The following is a 13164-nucleotide window of genomic DNA, read 5'->3' as shown; positions in this document are numbered from 1 at the left end:
AACGGCGTCGCCGGGATCTACGAATATCTCCAGACCAAAGCCATCTGGCTCTCGACAGCCAAAGAGATCGCAAACCCATTCGTTATCGGCTGAAGCAGATTTCGGACCCGGAGTCGGCTTGCAGGCCGGCTTCCAACAAGAAAACGATCCAACCTCACTCCTAAGGGGAGCACCGACATGAACCATCTCAAGAAATGCCTAGCATCACTCGCATTGTCATTAGGCTTGGCCGTTTCGTCGGCAGCCGCACAAGAAGCGCAGAAAATTAAAATGGGAGTCATGCAATGGGAAACCATCGCGATGACCAGTAGCGTCACCGAGCACTTGCTAGAACGCCATGGCTTCGAAGTTGAAGAGGTCGAGTTCCAAGAATGGGGCGTGGCCTTCGCCGCCCTCGGCAAGGGCGACGTCGATGTTCTCATCTCACATCCTGATTATGCCGCAGCCGATTACTGGGAGCGCAATGCGCGCAAACTCGAGAAGCTGAGCGTCGCCTCTTATGGGTACAATGCTGGGTTAATTGTGCCTTCTTACGTCACGATCAACTCCATCGACGAACTGAACGAGCACAAGGAAAAGTTCCGCGGCAGGATCATCGGTGTAGAGCCGGGCTCGGGAATGATGCGCCAATCGGAAAACGTGGTCAACGAATACGGCCTCGAATACGAGATCATCGAGGGCAGCGGCCCCGTCGCGGTCGCAGAGTTGAAATCGGCGCTGGATCGGGGCGAATGGATTGTGTCGATGTACTGGACCCCGTCTTGGGTCTTTCAAGAGTTCGACATCAAGTTCCTCAAGGATCCTAAAGGCGTTCAGGAACCAACGGAAACGTACGTTTGGTTGGCGCACAAGGGGTTCGCGGTTCAAAACCCAAAGGCTCGCGAGGTGATCGCCTCGGTCTTCGTTCCCGAATCCGCGCTGACGCAAATGACCGGCTGGGTCAAGGAGGGCGCCAGCATCGATGAGGCCGTCGCCCGCTGGGAAAAAGCGAATGCAAACCGACTCGACCGCCAAGCCATGATCGGCAACCAATGATTTAGCCGGAGGGGCTGGGGGGCTCGCCCGCCAGCCCTTGGCTCAGGTCCTCTTGGTAACGTTCCCCGCCAAGCCGCACCGGGCGACCTTGGCTCACAGGTGGAGATTTCCTTTGACCAACAATGAACCTATTATCTCTTGCCGTGGCGTTTGGAAGGTGTTCGGCCCGCGAGCAGCGGAGGCCTTGAACACCATTCGCGAGGAGAAGGTCGACAAGGCCGAAATACTGCGGCGTCTTGAGTGCGTCGTAGGGGTAGCCGATGTCTCGTTCGATGTTCATCGAGGCGAAATTTTCTGTATCATGGGTCTCTCCGGTAGCGGAAAATCCACCCTCTTGCGCCACATTAACCGGCTGATCGAGCCCAGCGAAGGCACAATCCTAATTGAGGGCAAGGCAATCAACGATCTCGCCCCCGCGCAGTTGCGTGCACTGCGTGCTGATAAGATTGCGATGGTTTTCCAGAGTGTTGCCCTATTGCCCTACCGCACGGTGCTCGAAAACACCGCTCTGGGCCTTGAATTTCGAAAGGTTCCCAAACTCGAGCGACGTGATGCCGCCATGCGCGCACTTGAAGCGGTGCAGCTTGCCGAATGGGCGCACCGCTTTCCCTCGGATCTCTCAGGGGGAATGTTGCAGCGGGTCGGCTTGGCGCGCGCACTTGCGAGTGACAGCGAGATCCTTCTCATGGACGAACCTTTTAGCGCGCTTGATCCGTTAATTCGACGCGAGCTACAGGATCAGTTTGTTGAGCTTTCCTCGCGGTTCGGGAAGACAACGGTATTCATCACTCACGATCTCGAAGAGGCCATTCGAGTTGGCAGTCGCATAGGCATTATGCGCGATGGCATCATGGTGCAAATCGGCGCACCAGAAGAAATCGTGTTGAACCCGGCGGACGACTATGTTGCTCGCTTCACTGCCGGCATCGCCAAGAATCATCTCGTTAGCGCACGTTCTCTGATGCTTCCTCGCAACAAAATCAGGGGGGCCGATCTCAGCATGCTGCCACGTACTCCAGCCTCAGCTGACATCGACCATCTCATCGATTGCTTCCTTGCCCACGACGGCAGGACGCTCGCTGTGGAGGAAGGCGGTGAACTACTCGGACAGGTGTCAGTCGCCGATCTGCTCATCGGCATCCGTGGACCCGTGGCCACAAACGCTCGGGCTTAAGGAGCCAGACATGGAATTCATGAATTCCCTCCGTTTCGATAAGGCATTCGATCGCTTCGTCGACACCAGCGTTGATTGGCTAAACGAGAATTTTGCGTTCTTCTTCGACGCTATCCGCGTCACTCTCGATTTCGCGCTCTGGATGCTAAACTCGATCTTGTCCTGTCCCTGGCCGATTATTGTAGTGCTTGCAGTGGCGGCGAGCTTACGGTTTTCAGGTTGGGCTCTCGCGTTTTTTTCCGCCGTCGCGTTGGTGATGTGCCAGCAGGCCGGTTTGTGGGAGATGTTGATGGAGACGCTTGCGCTGGTAGCGCTGGCCACCTTCATTGCTTTGGCAATCGCCATTCCGCTCGGGGTTGCCGGGACCCGCTGGAACGGATTTGGAGCGCTGCTGGAGCCCTTGATGGATACGCTCCAGACCCTACCGCCCTACGTCTATCTACTGCCGGCAATCGCGCTGATTGGTTTCGGCGGTGCATCGGCGACAGTAGCCACGGTGATTCTCGCAGTGCCACCTGCCGTGCGACTTACGATGCTGGGCATTCGCCAGATTCCGGTAGAACGGTTGGAACTTGCCCAGTCGCTCGGCGCGACGCCGCTCGCCGAACTTCTTAAGGTCAAGCTGCCCTCAGCCATGCCGTCGATCATGGCTGGAGTAAACCAAAGCTTGATGATGGCACTTGGCATGGCCGTGATCGCTGGAATCATCGGAGCCGATGGCCTTGGTGGTGAAGTCTATCGCGCGGTTCGTTATCTTGAGGTAGGGCGAGCGCTGGATGCCGGGCTTGCGATCGTGGTCCTCTCGATCCTTCTTGATCGCATATCGGCCGGAATGGCCACTTTCCTGAACATTGGAGGCACGAATGGCTGATGGGCAATTCTCGATCGGGCAGTATTTTGCCGCAGCCATCGACTGGATGAACCGTAACTGGAGCGGTGGATTCCACGCATTTAGTGATACAGTCGATGCCGCTGTCCACGGCCTGGAAACCGCCTTACTCGCAGTTCCACCTTTCGTGCTTGTGGCACTGGTCGCGTGGGGATCCTGGCGTGTGTCAGGCAGGGGGCTCTCGCTGTTCACCGCTGCGGGTCTCGCCTTCTGCTGGTTTGGTAATCTGTGGGCGGCGACCATGCTTACGACGGCCCTAGTGATTATCTCTGTGATCCTGGCACTGGTTATTGCGATACCCCTTGGTATCATCGCCGCCTCGAATCCAACTGCCGAGCGTATACTGCGCCCCGTTCTTGACCTGATGCAGACACTGCCCCCATGGGTTTATCTGATCCCCGCCGTCATCCTGCTTGGTGTAGGTCGTGCGCCTGCGGTACTCGCCACGGTGATCTTCGGGATCCCACCAGCGCTGCGGCTGACGGTACTCGGCCTCAAACAGGTGCAACGTGAGCGCATAGAGCTGGGTCAGGCCTTTGGTGCAAGCTCCCTTCAAATCCTTACCCGCATTAAGTTACCATCGGCTCTCCCTTCCATCATGTTGGGAGTAAACCAGACGATCCTTGTCTCATTGGGCATGGTGGTTCTCGCCGGTCTTATTGGCGCGGGCGGGCTTGGTGGCGAAGTCACTCGTGGACTAAGCCGAATGATGCTTGGGCTCGCGCTCCGGGCCGGCATCGCTGTGGTAATTCTCTCGATCATCCTCGACCGATTAACACAGGGGTTGGTTCGAAAGGAAAAGGCGTGAATAGAATGGCCGGAATAAATAATAGAAAACATACGATGGCGGGACATGTGCGGACCTGGGATCTTATCGTTATCGGCGGAGGGATTGTTGGCTGCGCCGCAGCCCTTTATGCCGCTCGGATGGGCATGTCCTGTCTCATCATTGAGCGCGACATGATCGGTTCCGCCCAATCTGGACGAAATCTCGGCTTCGTACGCCAGCAGGCGCGCGACTTCCGCGAGCTACCCTTGATGATGGCATCCATGCGGATTTGGGAGGGCATCGAGGCGGACCTCGGGCGTTCCGTGGGCTGGCATCAAGGTGGCAATATATCCCTTGCGATGAACGAGACCGGCCTCGCTGAACGCCGCGAGTGGCAGCGCCGAGGGCGCGAAGAGTTCGGGCTTGACACTCGCATCCTCACTGCAGCCGAGACCTTTGCCATACTACCCAACTTATCCCGCGAACGTTCCGTCACAGGCGCGATGTACACGCCGTCGGATGGCAAGGCAGAACCTGCGCGGGCCACGAGGGCCTTCTTCGAGGCGGCATTAGAACTTGGTGTTGCGGTATGTCTGGGGGAGGCAGTGCGACTTATCGAAACGGGCGGAGGGCGGACCGTCGGGGTGTGGGTCGGCGGACGGTTCTACCGTTCGGACACAGTGATTTGCGCGGCAGGAGCTGGTTCCGCAGCTCTACTTCGCAGTGTGGGTTTGGACCTTCCCCAAGAGCGAATTCGAGCTACGGTTGCTCGAACCGAACGGAGCCAGGTGCTATTGCCTCAGTGCGTTTCAGGGCCTTCAACGGGTATCCGCCAGGACGCCAATGGCGCCTTCTTGTTATCAGTTGCCGGCGGCGAGTACGATGTTCGGTTCGATTCTTGGCGGCATATGCGCAAGTATGCCGATGCAAGGCGCGGTAACCCAGAAGCAGCAAAAATCAACTATCTCGCTCCGCTGGAGCGTTTCTGGCCGCGCCGGGTACCGGCTCCCTTGGCGGACATTCCTCCCAGTCGAGATTATTTGCCACCGGAAACAAAACGCGCGCAACAGGCGCAAGAGGAGTTCCAAGCGCTCTTCCCCGACATCGGAGATGTTGCGCTTACCACAATTTGGGCTGGTGTGATTGACACTTTGCCCGACATGATCCCAGCACTTGGCCCGGTAACTGGCGTCGAAGGGCTATTAGTTGCTACCGGCTTCAGCGGGCATGGTTTCGGACCCGGTCCGATGGCCGGCATGATCATGGCAAACCTGGCTGCCGGTCGCCCCGCCTCCGTCGACACGCGTGCGATCTCTCCAGATCGTTTCCAGAGGGCCCTCAACTGATGCCGGCCAGGCTGCAAGGAACGTAAACGTTGGCGCTTCGCTCATCCCTTGTTCCGGACTTGTGGACGTTCATGTTGGAGATCTACGCTAAACCGGGCGTTGCTAGAGCCTGTCTGGACCTACAGGATCGCTTGGATCTCGACGTACTACTGTTCCTCGCAGTTCTTTATGCAGCTGGGCGGGACTGCTGCCTTGATGCCGAGGCAATTCGTGCGCTGGATGACGGCTGCGAGCAATGGCGGACCGAGGTCGTGCGCCCATTGCGTACTGTGAGGGTGCGGTTGAAGGCAAATCCGTGGATAGAAAGCATGCGGCCGGTCGCGCCATTCCGGGCGAGTTTAAAAGCGCTGGAGTTACAGGCCGAGAAACTGCAGGTATTGGCGTTATCGGAGGCTATGTCTGCTCTACCGCGTAAAGAGAATCGTACGGACCGACAAGCACGGATCGCGGCTGTCGCCCAGTTGGCGGTCGGCCATTTTGCTGGTAGCAACCTACCGGAACGGGCTGAGCCAGCTCTTTTAGTAGCTGAAGCAGTGTGGTTGTTCTCGCATGAATGGCCCTGAACATGCGATAATTGTAGGAATGACGAGCCCTGTCGCTAGGCCACCTTGCGCTTTGAATTCCCGCATTCACCGCAGCCGCTCCAGCCACAGAACAGGCTGAAGCATTACTTGTGCGACTCATACTAATATCATTATGCCCTGGGGCTCGACTTGGTAGGAAATGCGGATTCGTACCATGGGGGCCACCTGGGGCGCCATTTGATGTCGACATTTTGGTGGCAGGCGGGATCGTGACAGGCACGCGGGGGCATGTTATTCTTGGTAATAATATCATTATCAAGGCCGACTATGCCGCAGCCCGAACAGCACCTCTACGAGAAGATAAAGACCACGATTGACCGTCGTGTCGAAGCGGAGGAATGGCCCGCCGAGTTTCAAGTTCCCGGAGAAGTCGAGCTCGCGGAGGAGTTTGGCGCGTCCCGACTGACCGTCAGACGGGCGCTTCGCGAGCTTCAGGCGGAGGGCGTACTAATACGTATTCAAGGGCGAGGAACCTTCGTGGTAGGCCCGCGCATGCAATGCGCTGTCTTCAACATTTCAGACATGGCTGAGGAGATTGCTCTCAATGGTGGCGCGCATACATCCAAGGTAATTCATCTCAGTGTCGTATCCCGGGATAGTCCCCAATCGAGTATGTTAAACCTCGGTCCCGAGGGTGTCGTCGTCCATGCAAGATTACTGCATCTGGAGGATGGAACGCCAATTCAGCTTGAGGATCGCTTCGTGAATGCAAGCGAGGCGCCATTATTCTTAGAGCAGGATTTTACCAAGATTACTCCGCACACCTATCTGCTCCGCGAGACGACAGTGACATCCGTGGACAATACAATTCGTGCCATAAGACCCGACGAAGACGCGTGCCGGCTCCTGCAGATTGACAGTGGTCAGCCATGCCTCCTGCTGGACCGCTCGACGTGGCGTGACGGTGTTCCGGTGACACGTAGCCGCTTCGTCTACCCGGGTGACCGTTATCGGCTTCGCAGCTCGCACGAAGCCCGGCAGAGCCGCGTTGCGGCCACTAATGGCGCGCTGCCTCCCAATTCACTCAAGCGATCCAAGTGATCGACACCCGTTCTCACATCTGAACCATTCTCGCGCGAACAACGGAGCGCTGGCAGCTCGGTAGCGGCCGGCCTAGCCACTTTTGTCGCATCACGGTTCCACAATATCGGCGATCTCTCCCAGGGACACAGGGCGGAGCGGTGGGCGGATTGTGAGATAGCCTGCTTGTTCCATCGAGATTCTATGAGTGGCTGACGTTAAACCCGTTAAGGTCATGCCGCACATTCGGCCCTGACAGGGCCCCATACCGCATCGCAGAAACGCCTTTGCCTGATTTGGTCCAGCGCATCCCGCAGAGAGCACTGCGCGGATTTGGCCGCAGGTCACTTCCTCGCAACGACAAGCTATAACGTCGTCCGAAGGCGTTAGCATCGCCTGGGGTGGAAGATAGAGGCGATTGATAAGCGGTCGTGCCGCAAGGTGGGCCTGCCGGACTCGAAGCGACGCCCTCAGGAGCAACTCATCTACTGGCCAGCCGAGGCTCTTGAGGATCTGCATCGCTGCGATCCGGCCCTCAAGCAAGGCTACAGTGGCGCCCCCGATTCCCCCAGCATCGCCCGCGATATATACGCCTGAAATCGAGCTTTGGAGATGGCTATCACGATAAGGATGGAAAGCGGCGGCGGCCCCTGACCAGCCCATCCGGCACCCTATCGATCTTGGAAGGTGCGTTTCGGGTATCACTCCCTCATGGAGCCCTACGTGGCTGGCGGATAGACAATGCTCAACGTCTCGCTGGCGAAAGTGGACCTCAAGTCCCTTCGTGGAAGAACTGATGCGAAGATCCTGCGGGCGATCGTAGGAACGAATGCCCGCACGTCGCAGCATCCAAAGCAATTTCAGCCCTTTGATCAAATAGGAAGGTCCTTGTCCCGTGAGAGCGAGGGGCAAGTGTCGGACTGCGGACATCATTGCGCTGGTGGCTGCGGTGTCAATCAGCGCAAAGTCTCGCATGCCCGCGGCCGCGCATTGCGCGGCGTAAAGGTAGAACAGAGGCCCAGTCCCGATCAACACGAGCGGTCCTTCAGGCAGGATCCCCTCTCGCTTGAGGAGGATCTGCATCCCGCCGATAGTGGTTACGCCAGGCAAGGTCCAGCCAATCAGGGGGACGGGCCGTTCCATGGCGCCGGTGGCGATCAATAGCCGACGGCCGCGTTCTTGACGGATACCCCGAGAATTTTTGAGCCAAACAGTACCGTCAGGCTCGACCCGCCACGCCTGGGTGGCAAACGCAAGTTCAGCGCCGCTAGAACGCAGCCGTTGTGCCTCATCGCGGCCGGCTAGATAATCAGCGCCGAGCAATCGCGCACGATCCTCCGGAATGTCCTCGATCCCGCGCCAGATTTGGCCCCCGGGTCCAGAAGCTTCATCAATGACAAGAACTTTCGCGCCATTCTCGGCAAGGAGGCTGGCCCCGCCGATCCCTGCGGGACCTGCGCCGATAACGATGGCATCCCAGAGGCTCATTTCGCCCCCGCAGCGTCACGACGAGGGCCGATCTGGCGCTCCACAATCATTCCTGACTGGGCAGTCGTCATGCAGGCGCGTTGATTGTCTTGGCCGTCGACGCGAAGCAGACATTCGAAGCAGATTCCCATTAAGCACCACGGGCCTCGTTGGCTGCCAGAGTCAGGTGTTTGACGAAAATCGGATACGCCTGCCGCAAGCAGAGCTCCAGCGAGGGTCTCCCCGGGGTGGAAGGGCACCCATCGGTCTTCAAAAAGGAAGTTCTCATTGTCGGGTTTGCATAAAGTGTAAAGACGTTTAAAGGGCAAAACGTGCGCTCCTCATGGATTGCGGCGCGGCACCAAGATGCCCTTCAGCTAACGCTGGACCGAGTTCGAGTGCATGCAGGCTGGCTAGGGTGACTCCGCTATGGCAGGTGATGACATAGGCTCCGGGCATTTCGGGCGCCTGGTCATAGATGGGCAATCCATCCGGGCTCATAATTCGTAAAGCGCCCCATGCCCTGATCAATCGTGCTGTCCGCAACGCCGGAAACATCCGTGTACCGATGCGGCAAAGCCGCGCGATGGTTCCGACGTCGGTTCCAGTGGAGAAGCCTGCGTCTTCATGTGAGCTGCCGAGGAGCACCGTGCCTTCTTGGGTCTGGCGGACCGCATTGCTAGGGTACGGCAGGAAAGGTGCAATCCGATCAGTGACAACAATCTGACCGCGTTCCGGACTGAGCCCCAGCTTCAAGCCAATTTGATCAGCGAGTTCATTGGTACCCAGCCCTGCGGCAAGGACCACACGCGCTCCAGAGATTGCCGCGCCTTTGGCATCGCGTACGATGAAGCCTTGTCCTGCACGGGGACTTATGCTCTTGGCGGCGAAATTCACGACCAGCCGTCCGCCATGCTGCTGGAAACCAGACTGAAGCGCGCGCAGCGTCAAGAGTGGATTTGCCTCGCCGTCAAGATCAGAAAGAGAGGCGCCGCAAACCTCAGGCCCGATAGCAGGGACAATCTCGCGTAACGCATCGCGATCGAGAAGCTCGATTTGGATCTCAGCGTCTTGCGCCACCGAGCGCGCGATCAAAGACCGGCGGTGCTCCATTTCCAACTCGGAAAGACAGAAGTGCAAACCACCACCACCGCGCCATCCTATGTCTATTCCGGTCTCGCGGAGGAGGATGGAGGAAAGCTCGGGCCAAAGCTGCCCCGCACGGATCGACCAACGCATGTAATCGGCATGCCCCAAGCCTTTGCCCTGCAACCAAACCAATCCAAAGTTTGCTCGCGAGGCGCGATGGGCGATATCGCCTTCATCAAGAAGAGTAACCCGTGCGCCCTTGCGCGCGGCTCCCCAGGCGATCGCTGATCCGATTAAGCCACCGCCGATCACAATCAGATCGCAAGGTGCGGTCATTTGAGATATCCCGGCGGCGCAAGCGATAAATGCAGCCAGCGTACCAAGGTGACGATATCGAAGACGGGCAGACCGAACCGCTGCGATACCGCCGCCGAATAGGGCGGCAGATTAGCGCATTCAAAAACCAGCGCGCCCACTTCGGGATGGCGCGTTACTAAGTGTGCGACTGTTGTCATTACATCGGTTTCCTGGAGGGCCGCATCGACTTCTATTGCCTGTTCACGCATGTTGCGTAGCAACGGCCCATCGGCTGGCAGCGCCGACATCGGAATGCCAAGGGATGCCCCCGCGCCGCGGAAATGGCGCTCAGTCAGTGAATTCGCATCAGATACGATCAGGCCGGGTTTTCTTCCGGCAGGCAGGATGCGTTCAATCATCGGGATCTGGAGTAACGCCGAAGAGAGAAAAGGCACAGAAGAGTGGAGCGTCAACTCATCTTGTAATGCCGCGAGGAAGCCGCAGCTGGTCGTGATTGCCGTACAACCCAACGCGACAAGATCATCAATCGCTTCACGGAAAGCGTCTAGGGCATGACGGGGGTCGCCCTCGATCACATCTCTCGGACGAACGCCGCGCACCACCCGGAATTGCACCGGAAACGGCCAGGTTCCTGCGTGGCCAATATCACCGGGCAAACGGCGAAAGCTAGTGTCGAGCACGATGATACCAATGATCGTGCCATGGATCGTACAGCGGGCGGGCCTCATCCTAGTTCCTAACCAAACTGTCTTTAAGCCCATTCCAGCGCTTAACGGCTCCCGTGTCGACATCAAAGAGGTCAAGTGCTCGAGCGGTGGAATGTGTCACGAGTTCATCCAAACTTTGCGGCTTTGCGTAGAAAGCCGGGACCGGAGGCATGATGATCGCGCCCATGCGGGTCAGCGCGGCCATTGTCTCAATATGTCCCAGATGCAACGGCGTCTCGCGCAGCATTAGTACAAGGCGCCGACGCTCCTTCAGGGCGACATCAGCGGCACGACTCATCAAAGTGGAAGTCACGCCAGTGGCAATTTCTGACATGGTTCGAACTGAACAGGGAGCGATCAACATCCCCATGGTGCGGAATGACCCGCTCGCAATGGTGGCCCCGATATCTGCTGCCGGATAGATCACATCCGCCCGCCCTTCAAGATCCGCCTTCTGTAGGCCGAGTTCTTGGTTCAGTGTGAGAAGTGCCGAACGGCTGACGACAAGATGTGTCTCGACCTTTGCCGCCCGAGCCAGTTCGAGAGCACGGATCCCATAGGCCGCACCGGAAGCGCCCGTGATTCCGATAATCAATCGCTGCCTGCTCATGGTCAGACGCCCGGAAACCAATCGGAGATACGAACGTCATTCACCATGCGCAAACGCTTACGCTCGAATTCCTCCGTCCGCCCCCAAGGCTTCGTAGCATCCACGAGCAGGCGTCCCCAGTGATCCTTTGCTTCATCCCGGTAGAAGGATGGCGTCTCCGGGATGATCATTATGTCCTTGTCCGGGCGGCAACGGGTCAATATTGCCCACTGCACATCGTCCATGTCGTAGATATCGACGTCTGTATCGACGACGGTGATCTGCTTGGCCCAGATCGGTTCTGCGCCGATGGTCGCCAACATGACCTGACGGCCGTGGCCCTCGAATTGAGGTTCAATCTGAATAATTGCATGATTGACAAATGGCTGGCAGGTCACGTTGACAATGCCCGGGAGCGCGGCGCTCAGCCGTTGGTAGATGTTGGCCGAGACGGAAAGCTCGAGCGTCAGTACTTCCTCGGGCGAACCGCAGAGGATCGAATGGAACATGGCATCCTTGCGGACGGTCACGCCCAGCACCTCGAAGACCGCATTCGGGCCGACGGGGACATAATAGCCCATGAACTCGCCGAAGGGACCTTCGGGGCGGCGTTCGTTGGGGAGGAAGCGACCCTCGATCACGACCTCAGTCTCAGCGGGCACTTCAAGGTCGATATGGTTGCACTTGCGCATCGCAATTGGTGTGCCGCGCAAGCGGGCGGCCACTTCCAGTTCATCGACGTCATAGGGCAAGGGTGCCGCGGCGGTTAGAAACGCATGGGCCGGTGGGCCGATGAGCATGGCAGCCTCGAGCGGCTTTCCCAATTTCTCGGCCTTCTCGTGGTAGATTGTCAGATGGTGACGCGGAGCAAGACGGCAACGCAACTCGTTGTCGCTAATAAACATCGAGCGGTGATAAGACAGATTGCCCACACCGGTCTCAGGGTCCTTGGCAATGAACATCGCCGACGTGAAATAAGGCGCGCCATCGCGGTCCGAGTAGGTGATCAGTGGAAGGTCTGAGAGTTTGACCTCTTCGTATTCCAGCGCCTTCGTTGCGGGTACGAGAGGTTCCCTCATCTCCGCCGAGCCAAGGGTGGAAAGCCTGCTCCACTGCCGACAGAAATCGCCCGCGGCGATCCCAATTACCTCGCCCAACCGATCGCGTGTGCTGTAGACGTTGGTAACAACGGGAAAGCGCGTGCCTTTTACATTGGTGAACATCACCGGTTTTGCCCATTTTTGCTGCGCGAGATGCGTTACGGCCGCAAGCTCATGGGCAGGATCGATCTCGCGGTCTACGACCAGCAGATCCCCACGCTCTTGAAGTGTTTGTACGAAATTTCTCATGGAAAGCTCCTTCTTGCCGGATTTTAGCGGCCAATGCCGGGTGTGGCGGGAATGGTGACAATGCGATTGGTGCGCGCCTCGTGGCTGGATCTCATGCGGTAGCGATCTCCGGGATGTATGAAACGACTGCGAGTGACGGGAATGCCGTCTCGCCACGTCGACCGGTCTAGCAGCAGGCACGGCTGACCCGCGTCAATCTGAAGATGAAGACGGGCTTCCTCATCTGCGCGGATGGAGCGGATTGTGTTGTCCACGGTTGTGACGGTGGTCTCGCGCAATAACCAACTGTGGGGGCTGGTTTTCGAGAAATCCTGTTTGATGTAAGCTGGCGCTTCCGCCGCATTCACATAGCGATCCTCAAGTTGGATCGGGCTGCCGTCTTCAAGATGAAGCAGGCGTGAATGAAATATGATGTCCTCAGCACCCAACTGAAGCATGTTTCGTCCGGGATTGTCTTTGCCGAGGATCGAGTGCTGGAGAACCCGGCAAGTGTGAGCGCCGCCGGAATACGTTATCTCTTCGGCTATATCGGCCAAATTGAAAACGGCGCATTCCATACGCGGACCTATGACGAAGGTGCCTCGCCCTTGAACGCGAAGCAGAACACCGTCCGTTTGCAGCTCGCGGAGCGCGCGCCGCACCGTGAGGCGGGAGGCGCCGAATTCGTTGGCTAGATCCTCTTCTGACGGGACTTGAAAATTGGCCGGCCACTCCTCTGTTTCCACCCTGCGATCGATCGCGCTTTTGATCTGCTCGTATAGGGGCTGGTCTGCTGCCACTGGTTTCTCCAAAGTGATATCATTATTGCTAGGTTAAAAACACACCATC

The 13164-nt window shown here is 57.9% G+C and carries 14 protein-coding genes; 7 read left to right on the top strand and 7 right to left on the bottom strand.

The features are described from left to right. Positions 1 to 177 precede the first annotated feature (177 nt). The 7 genes from ASD00_RS31470 (at position 178) to ASD00_RS31440 (ending at position 6838) form a co-directional block, all read left to right on the top strand. Entirely contained in the window at positions 178 to 1035 is an 858-nt protein-coding gene (locus tag ASD00_RS31470) for a glycine betaine ABC transporter substrate-binding protein (RefSeq protein WP_063963371.1), read from the top strand. Between the two features lie 112 nt (positions 1036 to 1147). After that, positions 1148 to 2209 carry a betaine/proline/choline family ABC transporter ATP-binding protein gene (locus tag ASD00_RS31465; protein WP_057211057.1) on the top strand — a complete coding sequence of 354 codons (1062 nt, stop codon included), beginning with the start codon at positions 1148 to 1150 and terminating at the stop codon, positions 2207 to 2209. 10 nt (positions 2210 to 2219) lie between these two features. Then, positions 2220 to 3080, top strand: coding sequence for an ABC transporter permease subunit (locus ASD00_RS31460; RefSeq protein ID WP_244496176.1), 861 nt, complete (start codon positions 2220 to 2222; stop codon positions 3078 to 3080). Further along, complete coding sequence (locus tag ASD00_RS31455) at positions 3073 to 3906, top strand: ABC transporter permease subunit (RefSeq protein ID WP_057211055.1); 834 nt, start codon at positions 3073 to 3075, stop codon at positions 3904 to 3906. Before ASD00_RS31460 ends, ASD00_RS31455 begins: the two co-directional genes overlap by 8 nt. A gap of 35 nt (positions 3907 to 3941) precedes the next feature. Continuing rightward, positions 3942 to 5213 (top strand): FAD-binding oxidoreductase, encoded by a 1272-nt coding sequence (locus ASD00_RS31450; protein ID WP_057211061.1) that lies wholly within the window; start codon positions 3942 to 3944, stop codon positions 5211 to 5213. Between the two features lie 29 nt (positions 5214 to 5242). Then, positions 5243 to 5776, top strand: a complete 534-nt coding sequence (locus ASD00_RS31445; protein ID WP_057211053.1) for a TIGR02444 family protein — start codon at positions 5243 to 5245, stop codon at positions 5774 to 5776. A 288-nt stretch (positions 5777 to 6064) separates the two neighbouring features. After that, positions 6065 to 6838, top strand: a complete 774-nt coding sequence (locus ASD00_RS31440) for a UTRA domain-containing protein (protein WP_057211052.1) — start codon at positions 6065 to 6067, stop codon at positions 6836 to 6838. 90 nt (positions 6839 to 6928) lie between these two features. Here the strand turns inward: ASD00_RS31440 and ASD00_RS31435 are convergent, their stop codons facing one another. Genes ASD00_RS31435 through ASD00_RS31410 form a run of 7 tightly spaced genes read right to left on the bottom strand, consistent with a single transcriptional unit; the run spans position 6929 to position 13115 of the window. After that, a complete protein-coding gene (locus ASD00_RS31435; protein ID WP_057211050.1) occupies positions 6929 to 8305 on the bottom strand; it encodes an FAD/NAD(P)-binding oxidoreductase in 1377 nt (458 codons plus the stop codon). Beyond that, complete coding sequence (locus ASD00_RS39515) at positions 8302 to 8613, bottom strand: (2Fe-2S)-binding protein (protein ID WP_082523794.1); 312 nt, start codon at positions 8611 to 8613, stop codon at positions 8302 to 8304. The genes ASD00_RS31435 and ASD00_RS39515 overlap by 4 nt, the downstream gene beginning before the upstream one ends. Then, a complete protein-coding gene (locus tag ASD00_RS31430; protein WP_057211048.1) occupies positions 8603 to 9709 on the bottom strand; it encodes an FAD-dependent oxidoreductase in 1107 nt (368 codons plus the stop codon). Before ASD00_RS31430 ends, ASD00_RS39515 begins: the two co-directional genes overlap by 11 nt. Further along, entirely contained in the window at positions 9706 to 10419 is a 714-nt protein-coding gene (locus ASD00_RS31425; RefSeq protein WP_057211047.1) for an aspartate/glutamate racemase family protein, read from the bottom strand. The genes ASD00_RS31430 and ASD00_RS31425 overlap by 4 nt, the downstream gene beginning before the upstream one ends. A 1-nt stretch (position 10420) precedes the next feature. Further along, on the bottom strand, positions 10421 to 11008 hold the full coding sequence (locus ASD00_RS31420) for a UbiX family flavin prenyltransferase (RefSeq protein WP_057211044.1): 588 nt from the start codon (positions 11006 to 11008) through the stop codon (positions 10421 to 10423). A 2-nt stretch (positions 11009 to 11010) separates the two neighbouring features. Then, entirely contained in the window at positions 11011 to 12336 is a 1326-nt protein-coding gene (locus ASD00_RS31415; protein ID WP_057211042.1) for a UbiD family decarboxylase, read from the bottom strand. 23 nt (positions 12337 to 12359) lie between these two features. Further along, a complete protein-coding gene (locus tag ASD00_RS31410) occupies positions 12360 to 13115 on the bottom strand; it encodes a UTRA domain-containing protein (protein WP_057211040.1) in 756 nt (251 codons plus the stop codon). Between the last annotated feature and the right edge of the window lie 49 nt (positions 13116 to 13164).

It is taken from the genome of Ensifer sp. Root31 (assembly GCF_001424825.1).
GTDB classification, from domain to species: Bacteria; Pseudomonadota; Alphaproteobacteria; order Rhizobiales; family Rhizobiaceae; genus Ensifer; species Ensifer canadensis.
The sequence above is the reverse complement of the archived record's forward strand: the minus strand, read 5'-3'. Positions and strand labels throughout refer to the sequence as shown.

Bases quoted from the DNA above. Each gene is read 5' to 3' on its own strand.
- ASD00_RS31430 (WP_057211048.1), bottom strand. From the start codon at position 9,709: ATGACCGCACCTTGCGATCTGATTGTGATCGGCGGTGGCTTAATCGGA.
- ASD00_RS31435 (WP_057211050.1), bottom strand. From the start codon at position 8,305: ATGAGCCTCTGGGATGCCATCGTTATCGGCGCAGGTCCCGCAGGGATC.
- ASD00_RS31455 (WP_057211055.1), top strand. From the start codon at position 3,073: ATGGCTGATGGGCAATTCTCGATCGGGCAGTATTTTGCCGCAGCCATC.
- ASD00_RS31440 (WP_057211052.1), top strand. From the start codon at position 6,065: ATGCCGCAGCCCGAACAGCACCTCTACGAGAAGATAAAGACCACGATT.
- ASD00_RS31460 (WP_244496176.1), top strand. From the start codon at position 2,220: ATGGAATTCATGAATTCCCTCCGTTTCGATAAGGCATTCGATCGCTTC.
- ASD00_RS31415 (WP_057211042.1), bottom strand. From the start codon at position 12,336: ATGAGAAATTTCGTACAAACACTTCAAGAGCGTGGGGATCTGCTGGTC.
- ASD00_RS31470 (WP_063963371.1), top strand. From the start codon at position 178: ATGAACCATCTCAAGAAATGCCTAGCATCACTCGCATTGTCATTAGGC.
- ASD00_RS31450 (WP_057211061.1), top strand. From the start codon at position 3,942: ATGGCGGGACATGTGCGGACCTGGGATCTTATCGTTATCGGCGGAGGG.
- ASD00_RS31425 (WP_057211047.1), bottom strand. From the start codon at position 10,419: ATGAGGCCCGCCCGCTGTACGATCCATGGCACGATCATTGGTATCATC.
- ASD00_RS31420 (WP_057211044.1), bottom strand. From the start codon at position 11,008: ATGAGCAGGCAGCGATTGATTATCGGAATCACGGGCGCTTCCGGTGCG.